This window comes from Hahella sp. HNIBRBA332, assembly GCF_030719035.1.
GTDB lineage: Bacteria > Pseudomonadota > Gammaproteobacteria > Pseudomonadales > Oleiphilaceae > Hahella.
Window position 1 is genome coordinate 5,759,783 of record NZ_CP132203.1, and the last position, 17,551, is coordinate 5,777,333.

The following is a 17,551-nucleotide window of genomic DNA, read 5'->3' on the forward strand; positions in this document are numbered from 1 at the left end:
TACTAAGATTCGTTTATTGAGTTAATCCAATCCGAAACAAGGAAAACATATGTGTGGCATAGTTGGGGCGATTGCCCAGCGGGATGTCTCCGCGATCCTGCTAGAAGGCCTGAAACGTCTTGAATACCGCGGATATGATTCCGCAGGTATGGCCGTTGTAGAAGCGGCGAATAAAATCCAGCGTCAGCGTGAAGTGGGTAAAGTCGCCGCGCTGGAAGAAGCCATCACCAAATATCCTTTGCCAGGACGCACGGGTATTGCGCATACCCGTTGGGCGACTCACGGCAAGCCCAGCGTCACCAACGCTCACCCACACATGTCAGGTGAAAATCTCGCCATCGTTCATAACGGCATCATTGAGAACTATGAAGCCCTGCGCCAGGACCTGCGCGATAAAGGCTATGAGTTCACCTCCGAGACGGATACGGAAGTCGTCGCCCACCTGATCGACAGCATGTATCAGGAAACTGGCGATATGCTGCAGGCGTTCAGAAAGACGATTGCGCAACTGCACGGCGCCTATGCGTTGGCGGTGGTGCACTCCTCAGAACCCAATCGTATCCTGGCGGCTCGCGAAGGCAGTCCTCTGGTGGTTGGAGTGGGTATCGGCGAAAGCTTCCTGGCTTCCGACGCTCTGGCGTTGTTGCAAGTGACGGATCGCTTTATTTATCTCGAAGAAGGCGATATCACCGAAGTTACCCTGGAAAAGATCACTATCTGGGACGGCTCAAGCGCCAAGGTAGAGCGCCCGGTTGTGCGTTTTGAGCACGGCGGACTTGATAGCGTGGAAAAAGGCGAATACCGCCACTACATGCTGAAAGAAATCTACGAGCAACCCAAAGTAATCAAAGCCACTCTGGAAGGCCGCATCAGCGGAGACCACATTCTTGAGCAGGTATTGGGCGCGGACGCCGCTAATGTTTTCGATGGCGTAGGCTCTGTACAGATCGTTGCGTGCGGCACCAGCTATCACTCAGGCCTTGTCGCCAGATACTGGATCGAAGAACTGGTCGGCATTCCCTGCCAGGTTGAAGTCGCCAGTGAGTATCGTTATCGCAAACATGTCGTGCAGCCGGACATGCTGTTTGTCACCATCTCTCAGTCTGGTGAAACTGCTGACACGCTGGCTGCGTTACGTCAGGCTAAAAAGGCTGGCTTCAAATCTGCGCTGGCGATTTGTAACGTGCCCGGCAGCTCCCTGGTGCGCGAATCCGACCTGACCGTAATGACCCAGGCTGGCCCTGAAATTGGCGTCGCTTCAACCAAGGCGTTCACCACTCAGCTGGTTGCTCTGTTGATTCTTACGATCGCCCTGGGCAGACGTCATGGTCTGACTAAAGAGAAAGAAGCGGAGTTGGTGGAAGGCCTCAAAGCACTGCCAGATCTGATTCAGAAAGTGCTGGATCTGGACGACGTCATCAACAAAACCTCAGAAGCTTTCGCAGAGAAACACCATTCCTTGTTCCTAGGCCGCGGCTCCATGTATCCCGTCGCAATGGAAGGGGCTCTGAAGCTGAAGGAGATCTCTTATATCCACGCCGAAGCCTATCCTGCGGGTGAGCTGAAACACGGTCCTTTGGCGCTTGTGGACAAAGATATGCCGGTTATCACCGTCGCTCCTAACAACGAGCTGCTGGAGAAATTGAAGTCTAACCTGCAGGAAGTTCGCGCCCGTGGCGGTGAACTATATGTCTTTGCGGATGCGGAAGTGGCGCTGGAAGAAGAACCCGGCGTGCATGTCATCCCCATCCCCGCCGTTCACGACATCCTGGCGCCCATCGTCTACACCGTACCGTTGCAGTTGCTGTCCTACCACGTCGCCGTACTCAAAGGCACCGACGTAGACCAGCCGCGAAATCTGGCGAAGAGCGTCACGGTGGAGTAGTAATACTTTCGCGCCTTTAAAAAGCTGTTGTATTAAAATAAAGTACTATTTTTGAACATATAGTTTCACCCTAAGCCAATGTGCGCTAGCTTGAAGGTATCAACTAGGACGTTGGCTTTTTATATGGGTGAAATATTCAAGTGCTTGGCTCAGGCTCAGATCGATAAAAGGCTTAAGGAAGGGCGCGGTCAAGCCCAGCGTTCTGACAACAGGCCTTCATCTATACCAGATATGTCTCTTTTTTGAGGCACTCTCACCGCTTACTCGGTAATAAATGCCGAAGTGTGCTTCACATTCTATATGACATAAAGTTAATCGTATTTCCCTCTCTGAACTGGTCTCCAAAGTTAATCAATATCTTTCCTTTCGGACTGAGGACACTATCTGTATTGCTGAGGCTTGAGGACTCCTAAGCGGCAAGTTTCAGGAAGTTCCTCAGGTGGTTAGTTACGGCTCCTTGGTAAATATGGATAATCCGACGCACCCGACGATAGCACCCCAAGGAAAATACAGTACAGACTAAAAGAAAACTTAAGTCATAAAGCGACTAGTGCTAAGGCGAAACCACTACAACTAGTACTCCAGATGCTGCTTGAAGGTAAAACATGAGGACGAAGACACGCCTTGCTGGTACTTGATGGCCCGATTCAGGTTGGAGTATTGCAGGGAGCGATTGTACACCCGAATCTCGATCTTACGGACAGAAACAATCGCTAGAGATAGCGTCAATAGGATTCTAAAAGTGGTGTTGAAGTTCTCTCTGAGGTGGCCAGTCCCCATGGAAAACGTCTCAGAGTCCTTCTATACATCACCCAAAATAAAGCCCGACTTGTCAACATCAGGCAGGAGTTGATGTCTGGATATGGAGGCTGGGGTAGGGTTATAGATGGGACTTGGCGATGTGCAACGGCTGTAATATGTTCAGATTTAGTTAATCACTAGATATTTATAGAGGACTAAATCTCGGCATGAATATACTTGCATTCATCAGAGCAGTGTAAACGAAATCGAGAAAATGTATGATGATTACACTACTTACTTACAATTAAAAAATCTAATCTAATACATCAATACTGGTCAAGTTCAGGCAAAGGACGATGAATTTGTTGGCAAATGGAAATCTACACTTTGATGTCAGTACTGGCCTAAAACGCGTGCTAGGTCGGGAGCTCATCACTGATGACGAAGTCGCGATATTCGAACTCGTCAAAAACTCATTCGATGCTGGTGCAGACACGGTGCAGCTGTATTTCGGCGATGACAATATTGTTATCGCCGATAACGGCTCTGGCATGTCTTATGAAGATCTTACGAACAAGTGGCTGTTCGTTGCCTACTCGTCAAAACGTAGCGATCGGCCTGTTGATGACTTCCGTAACATTGCCTCCGAGCGTCGGCACTATGCAGGCAGTAAAGGGATTGGCCGCTTTTCGTCTGATCGGTTGGGCGAGGAAGTTGTCATACAAAGCCGCCCACGAGGTAAGGCTAAAACGGTCCATCACCTGACTGTCGATTGGGAGCTATTCGAGAAGGATGCCAAGGAGCATTTCGAGAACGTCCCAGTCCGGTACAACGAGCAGAGTGTTTTTGAGCTGCCGGCTGAGCTGGATGAGTTCAAGTCGACCCTTAAACATGGCACTTCGGTCACTATCCAGCGACTGAGGCGGACATGGTCGCGACAGCGCATCCTGGAGCTTAAGGCGTCGCTGGCAAAACTAATCAATCCTTTTGGTGAAGAGACTGACGGCTTCGGTATATATATTACTGCACCGTCTGAGGAGGCAGAGGATGAGCGGCTTATTGCCTCTCATGCCGAGGAGGTTCTACCAAAAGATCTGGTCAATGGCCAGATTGGCAATTTCATCTTTGCTACATTGCAAGATAAGACGACATTCATTCGGGTAACCATTAATGGTGATGAGTTGTGCACGGCGCTTACGGATCGTGGTGAGGTTATCTATAGAATTGCTGAGCCTAATCCGTATCAGTATCTCTCATCAGCGGGTTTCAGGTGCGAGATCTACTACCTTAATCAGTCAGCGAAGGTTACATTCGCTCGACGTGTTGGCTTGCCGTCAGTTCAGTTCGGGTCGGTTTTTCTCTTTAGAAACGGTTTTCGCGTCTATCCGATCGGCGAAGACGGAGACGATTGGTTCGGCTTCAGTCGCCGCAAGCAGCAAGGCTATGCTCGCTTTTTGGGTACGCGAGAAGTCATTGGGCGGGTCGACGTTTCTGGGTCCGATGATGACTTCCAAGAAGTATCGAGCCGTAACCAGGGTCTAATCGAAACACCTGCTGTAGTGCAGTTGCAAAAGGCGGTCATGGATCACTGCCTGAAGCGTTTGGAAAAATACGTTGTCCCGGTATCTTGGGTCGACAAGCCTGATGCCCTCACTGACGACCTTTCTAGATTAATGACAGATCCTGGGCGTGCGCGCGTAACAGCAGCGGTCGCCAATCTCGTCGACAATGAGAAGGTACGGCTAATCGAGTACAGCAAGCGGCTTGTCGACTTGATTAACGAACGTTCCAGCGATTTCGAGAAATCTCTGGTCAGTCTGCGTGCGATCGCCGAAAAAACGGACGATACAGAGATGCTTGATCGGCTCGACGCAGCCGAGCGCCGCTTTGACGACTTGAAGAAGTCTGAGGCCGACGCACGCCAAGTCGCCGACAAGGCGCTGGCCGCAGCCGCAGCTGCAAACCGCCGTGCAGAAACGGCCGAGGCGGAGATAGAGACTGAGCGGCGGCGTGCGCATTTTCTAGAGTCATTCGTCAACGTAGATTCCGCCACAATCCTGAACCTGCATCATCAGGTGACAATTTATGCCGTGGACATTGCACAGCAGATAGAAAATTTTTTGACCGAGACTGCCGACAAAACATCGATACCGCGCGACACGGTTCTCAAAACGTTGGAGCAGATGGCCTTCCTCAATAGGAAAGTAATGTCAGTAACGAAGTTCGCGGCGAAAGCGAATTTCAAGCTCGATTCTGAGAAGATTGAGACTGACCTTGCTGCGTTCATCTATGACTACATCGAACAGATTGCCCGCACTACGGGCAGTGCTCGGTTGCAGATTGAAGCCGAAAACGCTCACCCCGGTATGAAATTACGCTTCAATCCAATCGATGCGTCGATCATTGTTGACAACCTAATCAGTAACGCGAGGAAGGCCAGGGCGTCTCAGATTAAATTTGTTCTTACACAAGAGAACAAGAGCGGTCTTACGATCCATGTGAGTGATAACGGGCGTGGTCTGGCTTCAGGCACGAACCGCTCGCGCATTTTCGAGATGGGTTATACGACTACGCTGGGATCAGGCCTCGGTCTCTATCATGTCCGACAAGCCCTTGGCGAAATGGGGGGCAGTATCGAGCTCGATGAAAGCGTAGAAAAGGGTCTGGGTCTTGTTATCAAGATCGCCATGAAAGGGAGAAAAGCGTGAGACTAGACTTCAATGTGCTGTGGGTGGATGACCAGCCTGATAGTGTGACTCATCAGATCAAGAGCATTGCGTTGCAGATGGCTAACGAGGGGTTTGAGTTCAAGCCTCGTCAGTGCACGACTATCGCTCAAATGGAAGAGGCCATTTCCAATAATGTATTCACGGATGAAGTTGACCTCATCCTAGTAGATTGGGATCTTGGCAACAATGAGCACGGGGAGGATGCAATCGAGCGTATTCGTCATATCGTTCAGTACAAAGACGTGGTCTTCTATTCCGGACAGGCAGCGGTTGTAGAGTTACGGCAAAAAGCCTATGAAAAGCAACTAGAAGGGGTCTACTGCGCGGGTCGCGCGGACCTTATCGACGAAGTGATAGGCGTATTTGAGTCATTGATCAAGAAGGTCCTCGATCTTGATCATACCCGTGGTATTGTAATGGGGGCCACGAGTGACATCGACCATATGGTTAACACTTGCTTAACTTTGGCGCATGACAAGCTCGATGACGCAGGCAGAGAGCAATTTATTAGGGAAGCGATGAAGCGCGTGGATGCGCAAGTCGCGAATATCGTAAAGCAAGGCAATAAGATTAAGACCGCTCCTAGCGTTGAAGCTCTTTTCAAGGCCCACATGCTTTTTACCTCGGACCATCGCCTTCGCATGCTGGCACAAATTCTGGGCATGGACGAATTTACTGAGTATGCAGCTGGAGTGGCGACAGTTACAGGATATCGTGATGGTGTCGTGGGTGAGCGCAATATCCTCGGACATGCGATTCTGGTGCCCCAGGGAAAACCCAGCACGGTCACTGGTAGTGCTGGCAAGGTCATCGATATAGAGCAGATGCGAGAGCTGCGCAAGTTGATTCTGAACTTACGCGCTGACTTCCGCGCTCTGCTGGACGCTATGCAGACTTGAATTGACCTTTTGGTAGCTTCTTACATTCGCCTTTATGGATTGGCTTCCGAACAGATCCGCTAATGTCTCTCCAATCGCGCGCGCGGCCAGCGGTGGTACGGCATTGGCTACTTGTGTGAAGCGAGGCACTTCTTGTTTTCGGCGGTGGCCGCCTGACGTGTATTTGCCTTGAAACGAGTACCAGTCAGGGAAGCTTTGTAGCCGTGCGTTCTCCCTAACAGTTAACGTGCGCGGCTCTGAGTAGTGCAGTAAATCATCAGGCATGCTTGTTATCGTTGGCGATGGGCTATCGGGATCAAGTACACGCAAAGCCATTTTCTTGAGGCCAAAGCGTTCACGTATTTCGGCCCCAACACTCTTATTTAAGCGGCCTTCGGCATGGCTCAGCTCGATGATCTGTTTGAAGCGGCTGACAATATCCTCGCGGTGGCGAGCTAAACGCAAATCGGTAGGAGTTTGTCCCCCTGTATTCATTAGCTTTTGGAAGTGGGTAAGCGGGCTTATATAACAGATTTCTTCAAAGCCATTGCTCTCAAGTGATGGTTGTTTTCCATTTCGAGCAACTTCAAGATCAGAAATAGCGGCAGCTGATGAGACTGGTGCCGTCAAACGCAGTGAACGCAAAAATGTGGGAAGTCGATTTTTAAGGTGTAAGAATGGATTCGGCACATTCAGCTCAGAACGGAAAGCTATGACAAAGTAGCGTGTACGTGCCTGTGGCACGCCAAAGATTGATAGGTCAAGTAGTTGCTCATAAACCATATAGCCATCAGACAGCCGATCCTTGAGGAGCTGGGAAAAATTCTTTATCTCGTCACCAGCATTGAAATCAACGGTAAACCCACGCACATTTTCGATCAACACGGCCTTAGGCTTAATTATATCGACCAGCTTCAAATAAGAATCAAATAATTGGTTACGCGGATCATCATGCTGCCGACGTCCCGCAGCAGAGAAACCCTGGCATGGAGGGCCGCCAACCAGTAAATCGACGCTCCCCGAGATTTTCTCAAGTTGCTCTTGGTAACTACTAAGCAATTCGTCGATACCAATCGGCTTCTTAGGGAGCCAACGCGGCCACCTGTACATATGGGGAGCCCCCCCAGCTAACAGGTTAGTCTTTAGTGTGGAGAAGGCGGAGGTGTCATGTTCAATTGCAAAGCGGCCAACCAATCCTGCCTGCATCAAACCGAGAGAAAGACCACCACAACCTGCGAAAGCGTCGATGAATGTCAGTGGTTTAGTGGAGGATCGTGGCATCGTGTCTACTTCTCTGGACTATTGTTAGGTTATAGGTTAATTATGCCCGGCCCTACATCAGATAGCCAGGCACCATTGTGATTATCACGGTTTGCGGGGTTGAAGGCGCTGCATCCCCAGTTCGGCATTAAGCCGCAATTTCCCTAGTCCTAAGCACAGCTATTGCGTGAATCGCTCTGGGTATTATAGATATTCTATTGTTGACCATTGAACTGCTTTTAAAACTCTACCGTCGATAGTCTACCATTGAAAACATGGAGCCTATCCAGATTGAAAAATATGTCAATATAATCAAATACGTCGCCGTGAATCTCGTCTCTTCTCGAGTAAGCCTTCCTTGGTATATTTGAACACATGGATTTCGGGAAGGAGGTAGATGACGGTGAGTTGAGGCTGAGCTTTCAGGATAATCATCTTTCTACCAGCCAAACTCAGTACGGTAGTTCTCTGCCCATCAGCCCTTTGATGATAGTGGGGAAGTCGGCCCAGATGTTGTCCTATCGATCAGAGTTGAAATTGGTCTCGGTGGCTCGGTTTGCTAAGAGGATATAATTATACTGTATTTTCATCTCTGACCCGTCCTGAATAGAGTAGGAACGTTCCAGCCCTAACTTTAGGAGAAGACGTGGAGACAATCCGCTTCAACAGGGAAAAGCACTGTAATACCTTGAATTTCCACTCAATTGACTGCATTTAGCCGCAATATCCCCGGTCTTTTACAAAACTTTACATATAAAGCTGACGGCGCTTTGATCAGGTCGGCGCTTACCTGATTCGTCGGGTAGTTCGCCCGTTAGTTTTCACTTTCATCGGAAATGGACGTTCCGGCTTTTTATTTATCTGATGAGAGAGTCCCAATGTCCTTTACTTCCTGGAAGACCATTTCCGCGCTTAAAGAGTTTCGTGTTGCTAAATTCAAACAGCGTCGTCAGATTATGACGCGCCCGCTTTTGCAGCAGATGAAGAATATTCAAGTTGGCGGTTGCACTGGCTTATCGTTCGCTTGGGTGCAGCGCCATCAACGGCAGCGCGGTGAAACTCCCGCTGATCGCATTACGTATCTGAATACGGATATCGCCTGGAAAAATACGGATTACTTCGCTGGTTACTTCAATAACACCAAGCATCACTCGTATGCAGATCGTATCGCTTCTGTGGCGCCGACATCCTTGGGAATGCGTCATGGCGGGGTCGTTATCGAAAAGAACTACGATACCTACGGCTCGGCGCTTCAGCATCTGAGCAATAACCCTGGCCATCACATTGTCATGATGGTTTTGAGCGGCAAGGGTATTTCCACCAACCACGTTTGCGGGCTCTACGTGGACGCTGACGGCATGAAGTTCTTCGATCCCAACTCAGGCGAGTATCGTTGTACGACAGGCAAGCGTCTCGACTTCTTCAAGCAATTGACGGCTCAGTATCACACCTATGTGTCCGCCTCAGGCGCGGCTATCGATATCACATTCAAAGAAGTACAGTTTCACCACGTAGGTTGAAACAAGCGGCGTGATTTCGCCGCTTAATTTACCCGATATTGAATTTCTTCCGTGATGACAGATTGGGCTCCGTCCGTGAAGGCGATTTCCGCTCTGGTGGCAAAATCGCCCTTGGACAGTTTCCAGTTATAGGTGGGTTTATCAGTGGTGGCGACCAGCTGGCCATTGATGAACCACTTAACGCTTTTAATGTTGTCGGCTTCGGTCAGTGCGAATTCGAAATATTCGGATTCATCTGGAATCCGGGGGTCCATCGCCATCAGCAGGCCCTTGCTGGGTTTGCGAATCCTCACTTCGCCTGTGTCTTTATTGACCTCCCCCGGCGTGGTTCCAGGTAGAAACCACTCGTCTCGGGACTCGCAGCCATTGTCGGCGAGTTCTCCAGTGTTGATGCAGACGGATAGCTTCTGCAGGTTGCTGCTGAGATAAAGCGGCTTCACTTCCCGATTTTTATTCAACTCGTTGAAGACCGAGCGCAGCACATACGCTGGACCCATGGAGCCGGTGACTTTGTTCATCTCCGCATAGTCCAGGTTGCCCATCCATACGCCCACGGTGTACTTGTCATTGAAGCCCACCGACCAGGCGTCCCGATAATCGCTGGAGGTGCCGGTTTTGACGGCGGTCTGATGTGGGAAGTTCAGCACGGAATCCCAGCCAAACTCTTTCTCTCTCGCCGCCGGGTCGGACATGATGTCGGCCACCAGGCTGGAGATATCCTCAGACAGGACGCGATGGCCTTGGTAACCCTGGCTGCCCTCGGTGAAAGACAAGGGCCTGAAGTCGCCCATACGAGCCAGAACGGAGTACGCCTGCACCAATTCGAAAAGCGTCATCTCGCCATTACCCAGAGCCAAGCCATCGCCATAGACGTTGGGATGGCCGGACAGGCTGTCTACGCCGAGATCGTGCAGAAAGTTCAGAAACTCACCCGGTCCTACGTACTGGATAGCCAGGACGGCGGGAATATTGAGAGAGTTGCCCAGGGCTTCCCGCAGTGAAATGCGGCCGTAGTAGCCTCGGCTGTAATTGTGATAGGTGTGCATACCCAAGCCGACGCTTTCCTGCAACGGCGAATCATCCAGCATGGTGGCCGCAGTCCAGCCTTTACGGATGGCGTTGGCGTACAACAGAGGCTTTAGGGTTGAACCGGGTTGGCGGGGCGTAGTAATCGCATCGATGCGATTGAAGGGCTTGTCGTCGCGACCGGCGTAGCCCACCACCCAGGACAATATCTCGTTGCTCTCATGGTCAATCACCAGAACGGCGCCATTCTGAACACGGTATGAGGTGAGATTATCCAGACGATTGTCCAGGGTTTGCTGGATTTTGGTCTGCAGTTCCGTATCGATGGTGGTGTAGACGGCGCCGTTTTCCAGGTTCTGCGCGCTCAGTCGGTTCTCTGCGAAGCGAATGAAGTGAGACAAGTCATAGTGGATGTCCGTCTTTTGCAGTTCCAAAGATTGTGCGGCAATGGCGGCGCGTTCATCGTCATCAAGCTCCAGCCGGTCCAGCAGGTTGTCGATGGCCCGGTTCAGGTTGCGGAGCTGGCGTTGCGGATCCAGCCAGCGTGGCGACCGCACCAATACCGCCAGCGCCAGCATTTCCTTGTAGTTCAGCGTTGAGAGATCGCGGCCGAAGTAATACTGCGCCGCCTGCATCACGCCGCGGCGGCGGGCGGAGTAAGGAACCTGATTCAGATAGAACTCAAGGATTTCGACCTTGGAGAATTGCGCCTCCAGGTTGGCGGCCTCAAACCCTTCGATCCAGCGCGACCAGGGCGTGCGTGGCCGGGGATGCAGCATGCGCACGACCTGTTCGCTGATAGTGCTGGCGCCGCGCACCACGCCGCCGGACATGACGTTCTGGCGCGTAGCGTTGAGTCGCGCCAGCCAGTCCACGCCGCCATGGGAGAAGAAACGCTTGTCCTCCGACAGGACAAACGCCCGCCGCAGGAATTCGGGAATATTATGGAAATCGTTGACGTCGTAGATATTCCACTCGTTCTCGTAGGTGATGTTCAAGCGCTTGCCGCGCCGGTCCAGATAGGTGTTCTTACTGGCGCTGGCGATCACTGCGGAGAGATCGTCCGGCAACGGCGTGATGGCGAAGTAAGTGGCCCCGGCCAGGGCGGCGCAGGACAGCGTGACTGTCACTGCGACGCCGGCCGCCAGCTTTTTCCTGGCGCGCATCAGTTTTCTCAACATAGGCCCCAACTACTCCCCCACATTCAACGTGGCCGGCAGCCCTTTGCCGTAGACGTCAGGGTCGTACATCTCCTCGGCGTGCACGGGCATGACGCTGAATTCGCCTTCAGCAATGGCCTGCGCCGTGTAGGAGAGGAAATAGTTGCCCGCCGGCAGGTAATCCGCGTAGAAGCGGGCCGAGTCGTGGCGCAGCTCTTTATGATAGAAGCTCCAGAAATAACGCCCGTAGTAGGACCAGTCCGAGAAAGTGTAGAACCAGGAGCCATCTGCGGCTTTGAACTCGCCTTTATCCGCATCCACCTGTGACGCGGTGGCCAGATCGGCGTTAACCGGCTCCAGGCCTCCGGGGATAGGGTCGTTCACCACCACGAAATGGCGGGCGGTGGGAATGGATACGAACAGATCCACTTTCACCAGCTCGCCCCGACGGATTTGCATCGGGCTCGTCAGCAGCTCGAACTTGCCGTTGCGCTCAACGGAATATTCACGGCGAATTTCGATGCCGGAGTTGATGCGCGCAGCGTTGTCTTCCTTCAGGTCGTAAGCGATTCGGGCGGAGTAGTACAGCCTGCCTTCGCCTTCTTTCTGAATATTCAGGGTAGCGGCTTTGCCTGGATCTTCGGCGGTCAGAGGACGGCTAATCGTCGTCATCGGGTCCGATTTCTTATTGAAGGAGGCGGCGCCCAGGTTCTTGCCGTCAAAACTGACGGACACTTTCATGGCGGGGTCTTCCTTCTCATAAATAGACGCGTAATTGACCAGGGCGTTCAGACAGAACACGTTTTCCTGCGTGTTTTCCCAGTGGTCTCTGGAGCCGCGGCTCTGAGTAATGCTTCTGACCAGTTTGAACGGTATATCGCCAATGGTTGCGCCCATGCCGCCTTCGGTCTGCGCGCCGAGCAGGCTGCTCAGGACTGCGCAATTGGAGCGCAGCGGCGTCGCCAGGATATAGCTGTAGCTGTCGTCCCAGGGCTCGTTGAACTGGAATTTGCCGCCGCTTTGGCTGGCGTGACTCAGAATATCGTCCATGGACTTGCTCACCACACTTTGCGGAACCTGCTCAGTGCGTACAGCCGCCTGCAGGAAGTGGGCTTTGCCGAACAGGTCCATTTCCGGCAGGTGGCGCTCGTAGCGACTGACGTCGCTCTGATCGATTTTGCCGGCTTCCGCCAACGCCGCCAGGGCGACTGCCCGCACGGAAGAGGACATGCCTTTGCTGTAGAAGGTGGGGAAACTGTCCTGACGCAGCAAGGTCAGCAGATACTCATGCAGGCGTTGCTCCACGCCGACGGGAACCTCATGACCGCTGGCGCGCATCCAGTTGAACGCCATGGCGGTGTAGGCGGACAGATAAGGACTGACGTAAGCGTTGGACGCCACCCAGTAAGCCATGCCGCCATTCGGGGCCTGGAAGTTGGCGGCGGCGTTCATCGCGCTGTCGATATCTTTCTGCGCCTCCGGCCATTGCGTGTCCTCGGCCAGATATTCTTTCAGCTCCAGATAGGAACGCGCCATCGCGGCTTTGGTCAGACGCTGTTCCCAACACATATACGGGTAGTCTCTGATATAGGTGAACGCGCCATCGAGATTGCCGATGACGGAAGGCGACAAGACGGCGCCGATATAGCCGACGTCTTCAAAAATGCCTTCTGGAACCTGGACATTTTCACTAACGCTGGCCGCCGTGGTCGTGCCATAGGTGGCCGCTGTTTCCAGTGAACGCCGCTTGTTGACGATGGTTTTGTGCTCCAGCGCGTCAGTGTCTAACTGATCGCCGCCTTTGGCGATGAAGACCAGTTCGCCATCGCCCTTGGTGTCGATCGGCAGCCAGATGTTTTCCCGCTTGTACGGGCCGATTTTCAGCTCGCGGGTGAACGCGTGTTCAGCGCCTTCCGCCAGAGGACCTTTGACGCGAACATCCATCTTGATGGTGCGTTCTTTGTCGGTCCGGTTCATCACGTTGAAGCCGGCTTTGAAACGGTCGCCCTGAATCACCTGATTAGGCATGACCGGACGGATCTCCGTTGGACGATTCACTTTAAAGGTGACGTCGCCCAGTCCCATGCGATCCTCCGGCGTCACTGCGAAGGCGAAGATGCGCCAGCCAGTCAGGTTATCCGGCACTTTGAACTCGATTTCCGCTTCGCCCTTGTCGTTGGGTTCGATGGACGGATTCCAATAACTCACGAACTTGAATTCGTTACGCAGTTGCGCAGAAGCTGCGCCGCCGCCGCCAGGGTTGGCGCCTTTTTTCTCGAACTTCTGACGGCCCACCAGTCGGCTGATCAGGTTGTAGTTATACACATCAGGCTGATCAAGACGGTTAAATCCGGCGTAGGGGTCGTAATAGTTGTCGCCGCTACGGTTGAGCGCGAGAACGGATTCGTCGATAACCGCTACTGCTATTTCGTAGCCCTCAGAGGGATCGGTTTTCTTGCGGTTGATGCGGATCTTCGCCTTCACCTGCTCGCGAGGCTTATACACCTCTTTGTCAGTGGCGACGCTGATATCCAGCTCTTTCAATGGGTCCACGACTTTGGCGGCGACATAGCCCATGCGGTAGCTGGGTTTGCCCAGATCCACGTGACCGGGTCCCAGCGGTTTCTCCACCCGTGGCGACACCACGACGACGGACAGGTAGAAACCTGGCAGATAGTCCGCTTTCACCGGCACTTCTATGACCGGCGTGCTGGAATCCAGAGTTTGCACCCAGCTATCGAGAATCCCGTAACGCTCTATTGATATGAGCGCTTTGGCGCCAGGGAAAGGGTTTTTGATCAGGTAACGGGCGGTATCGCCGATTTTGAACTTGGTCTGCTCAGGGACGATCTGCAACGTGGCGTCGTTGCTCTGATCCCACACGACGGAGCCGCTGCCGGTCACCCAGCCGTATAAAGTGGTGCTGTGGTCCCGGTTCTCTGTGTCCTTGACGGTGGCGACGAACTGATAATACCCCGGCTTCTGCGGTTTGAATTCGCAGGTGGCGGCGGTTGTATCGCTCTTCAGCTCGCATTGGGTTTCTTCCACCCACTCCATGATGTTCTGCGTCAGATAGGCGTTGCCGGGACCTTTCACCCGTGACGCCTTGTACTCGCGATGATTAATGGCTATGCGCACAGGCGCGCCGGCGACCGGAGCGCCGCTTTGATCCACCACTAAGGTCTCCAGGCGCGCAGGCTCGTCTTTTTTATACAACCACTGAGTATTGCGCAGACCGACATAGCGGGTTCTGCCGGCGTAATCCGCGGTGGTGGAAGAAGCCACGAACTTGCCGCGCTCATCCTTCACCGCCGCTTCCACCATCAGGCGGCCGTAGAATACGCCGCTGTCCGGCAGGGTAAAGGCTTCCACGTACTGACCGGCGTCATCCAGTTTGCGGCGAATATCGAGCAAGTTGCTCTCGCCGCCGGAGTCATTGTCGCCGCCGAATGTAAAGCCTTTGGCGACGGGGTTGCTGCTGGAAAACTCTTTTGGGGTCAGCTTGGCGGTCAGACGCACTTCCGCCTCTGTATAGGGGCCGCCGGAGTGCAACGTGGCCAGAGAGGTGACTTGCACCGAATCGTTGGCGCGGAACAGATTCCCGTTCAGTTCGGTCTTCACTTTGAATGGTGAAGGCGTAAAGTCGCTGACCAATACAGTCACAGGCGTCCAGGACGTTTCCTGCACTTCGCTGCCGGAAGGCGCGTTCAGGGTCAGTTGGAACTGGTGCCAGCCAACGGCGCCCTGTTCCGGCAAGGTAAACTCGCCATCAAAGGCGCCGAACTTGTTCAGGCTGATGTTATTGCGCTCGTAGACGACTTTGTTCTGTGGGTCGAATACTTTCAGCGAGTAATTCGACTCGTAGGGCTCAACCCAGTGCTTGTTGCTTTGCTCGCGCACATAGATTTTGAACTGCACCTTGTCGCCCAGTTTGTAAACGCCCTGGGCCGTGGTTCCCCAGGCGTGGGCGTGACCGCCCTTGCGCTCCAGGCTGGGATACAGATCCCGATCCCACACGGAAAAGTTGCTATTCAGAGGCACGATGGCGATATCGCCCGCTTGCTCCACTTTCACGAAGAAGCCTTCCCGGTCTGCGCTTCTGCCGCCGTAGATGCTTTCCAGTTGCGGGTCAATCTTCTCCAAACCAGGCATTGACGCCATACCGTTGGCGTCGGTTTTGGCGGTGATGTTCAGATTGCGCAGGCCGGGCAGGTTTTCATACGAACCGAACCATAGAGAGACGTTGGCGTTAGCCACTGGCTCGCCGCTGCTGAACGAGGTCACCCAGGCCATGGAGTTGAAGTGGCCGAGTTTGAAGTGCACCTGATAAGGCGTGACTTCCGCAAAGATCTTGGGATCGTAGTACCAGTCCGGTGGGGTCGGGTTCGGGGTGAGCGAACCGAACAGCACGCCGCTGGCGTCGCCCAGAAGGTCCCTGACGCCCATGGGGGTGGCGTAGGAAATGTCTTCCGCCGGGGCGACGGGGATTACTTTTCTCTGATTGCGTCCAGACTGGTTAGCGCCCAGGGAATTGTAGGCAATGTCGATTTTGTTCAGGTTGGTGACGTACAAAGGCACGTCGCTTTCCACGCCTTTTTCCAATACCGCCACGTCATGGGCCACTTCCAGTCTGGGTTCCCGGTGGCCGGTGAAAAAGTTGAAGCTGACTTTGTTGTTCAGTTTGCGTCCGAACTCGTCGGTCAGGTCGTCGATATTCAAATTAATGGCGTACTTTTGATCCGCTTTCAGTAGTTCCGGCAACCAGACCTGGTAAAAACGTCCGTTACGATGGGGAGAGGTCAGATGAGTCCAGTCCTGGGTATTTTCCCAGGGATCATAATCTTTACGACCCCCGTTCAGAGGCGGCTCGAAAGTCACTTGGTCCCGCACCATGGAATTGGTCACTGGCGAGGTGAACAGCAGCGCCACTGAGCGCAGTGGCGCGCACTGGATAAACTCCTCATAGCCTTCTCGCATGGTGAGCAAGAGATCCAGTTCTATGTCCATGGCTTCGTTCGCGCCCGTGGGGGTGCAGCGAATGCCGACGAAACGGAAGTCCGGATAGGTGTCGAACCGTTCCAGTATCCGGTTTTCCGCACCCGGCTCAGAACCTTCGCTGGAAACCAGGCCAGGCTTGATCTGCAAGGTGATGTTCTGATCCAGCGGCAATTCTTTTTTCGGCTCGATGACCCAGACGGAGCGGGCTTCGTCGCCATCTAACTGGGTCAGTTGGTCGTTGACCTTGGGCTGCTCTTCGTCGTTGGCGATCGCCATCCACCAGGGTTGTTGGCGGGGAAGATTGTCTGGATAGGCGATGACGTTAACTGGCGGCAGGCCGGTGCTTTCTGCGCTCATGGACAAGGTTTTTTCCACGGACGACTTGGTGACAGGCTGGTTGAACGTTATCTGAATCATCGGCGCGCCGGGCGACAGCCAGTTGACGAACCGCTCGTAGGTGACTTTGGGACGAGCTGTGGTGAAGCTGTGCTCCACAGGCTGTTTCAGTTGCGCGCCGGTAACAGTCTTGATGCCGGGACGCATGGTGATTTCGTAATAGGTCGCCTGCTGCATTTTGTCTTCATTGCGCAGTTGGCAGGCCAGCGCGCTGGTATTGAGCCAACGCCATTCGCACTTGAGCGCAGGGGTGATGGTGACAGGAATATCTTTGCTGTCCCGTTCCATGCGACCGATGGGAACCACAGGACGGTCGAACTGAAACACCACTTGTTGCGCTGCGGGGACATCTGCGCCGCTGGGCGTGATGCGCATGATGCGGAGTTCGCCGTCAGCAGGCTGGCTGGACGAATCAAAAGCCAGCATCGCCGACAACTCTGCGTTGCGCTGACGATAGCGGCCAAGCAGGCAGGACTCGCCGGCGTCGCCGTTCAGGTCGCAATCCCGGTTGCGGTTTCTTAGCCACTCCCTTTGTTCGGACTTCAGTTTGTCCTTGGCGCTTCCGTCCAGGCCTTTCATGACGCTGCCATAAAGCTTGGCGAGCTTGGCGTCTTGGGCGGCCAGGGCCTCCGAGTCGCAGATAATATGTTCCACCTGCTGTGACGCCTTGGCGCAGTCGAAGCTGGGTTGACCGGCCCAGGTCAGGCCGCTGGCGCTAATAGCGAGTAGAAATAGAAAACCGGATCTTGCGCTTGTCATGTCCTTGTAAAACCCCCGGAAGACGCGTGAGCGACAATGTTAGGTGTGTGCCGTGCCTCCCAGCCCTTCAGTCGTATTGAGGCTAGACGATGTGATAGCGTACTACGGATGAAGCGCCGGAATATTTGCTGCAGGCGTTAAGTGACTCTATGAACTATTAATCAGGCAGACAAATAGCTTCCTTCTATTTGTCTGCAAC

General features: G+C 53.4%; 8 protein-coding genes. 4 read left to right on the forward strand and 4 right to left on the reverse strand.

Going from position 1 to position 17,551, the window contains the following annotated elements; all coding sequences use genetic code 11:
• Positions 1–49: 49 nt before the first annotated feature.
• Entirely contained in the window at positions 50–1,885 is a 1,836-nt protein-coding gene (glmS, locus tag O5O45_RS25460; protein WP_305902116.1) for a glutamine--fructose-6-phosphate transaminase (isomerizing), read from the forward strand.
• Positions 1,886–2,458: 573 nt separating this feature from the next.
• Here glmS and O5O45_RS25465 read toward each other — a convergent pair.
• Positions 2,459–2,614 carry a hypothetical protein gene (locus O5O45_RS25465; protein ID WP_305902117.1) on the reverse strand — a complete coding sequence of 52 codons (156 nt, stop codon included), beginning with the start codon at positions 2,612–2,614 and terminating at the stop codon, positions 2,459–2,461.
• Positions 2,615–2,982: 368 nt separating this feature from the next.
• Here O5O45_RS25465 and O5O45_RS25470 point away from each other — a divergent pair, with 368 nt between their 5' ends.
• Both O5O45_RS25470 and O5O45_RS25475 read left to right on the forward strand, forming a co-directional pair.
• The gene (locus O5O45_RS25470; RefSeq protein ID WP_305902118.1) at positions 2,983–5,334 is read left to right on the forward strand and encodes a sensor histidine kinase; all 2,352 of its coding nucleotides are present in this window, start codon (positions 2,983–2,985) and stop codon (positions 5,332–5,334) included.
• Positions 5,331–6,254: a hypothetical protein gene (locus O5O45_RS25475; protein WP_305902119.1), complete on the forward strand. Its 924-nt coding sequence runs from the start codon at positions 5,331–5,333 to the stop codon at positions 6,252–6,254. Before O5O45_RS25470 ends, O5O45_RS25475 begins: the two co-directional genes overlap by 4 nt.
• Here O5O45_RS25475 and O5O45_RS25480 read toward each other — a convergent pair.
• A complete protein-coding gene (locus tag O5O45_RS25480; RefSeq protein ID WP_305902120.1) occupies positions 6,210–7,514 on the reverse strand; it encodes a DNA cytosine methyltransferase in 1,305 nt (434 codons plus the stop codon). The genes O5O45_RS25475 and O5O45_RS25480 overlap by 45 nt on opposite strands.
• A gap of 857 nt (positions 7,515–8,371) precedes the next feature.
• Between O5O45_RS25480 and O5O45_RS25485 the strand changes: the two genes are divergently transcribed.
• A complete protein-coding gene (locus O5O45_RS25485; RefSeq protein WP_305902121.1) occupies positions 8,372–9,013 on the forward strand; it encodes a hypothetical protein in 642 nt (213 codons plus the stop codon).
• A gap of 23 nt (positions 9,014–9,036) precedes the next feature.
• Here the strand turns inward: O5O45_RS25485 and O5O45_RS25490 are convergent, their stop codons facing one another.
• On the reverse strand, positions 9,037–11,220 hold the full coding sequence (locus tag O5O45_RS25490; RefSeq protein WP_305902122.1) for a transglycosylase domain-containing protein: 2,184 nt from the start codon (positions 11,218–11,220) through the stop codon (positions 9,037–9,039).
• 9 nt (positions 11,221–11,229) lie between these two features.
• Entirely contained in the window at positions 11,230–17,352 is a 6,123-nt protein-coding gene (locus tag O5O45_RS25495) for an alpha-2-macroglobulin family protein (RefSeq protein WP_305902123.1), read from the reverse strand.
• Positions 17,353–17,551 lie beyond the last annotated feature (199 nt).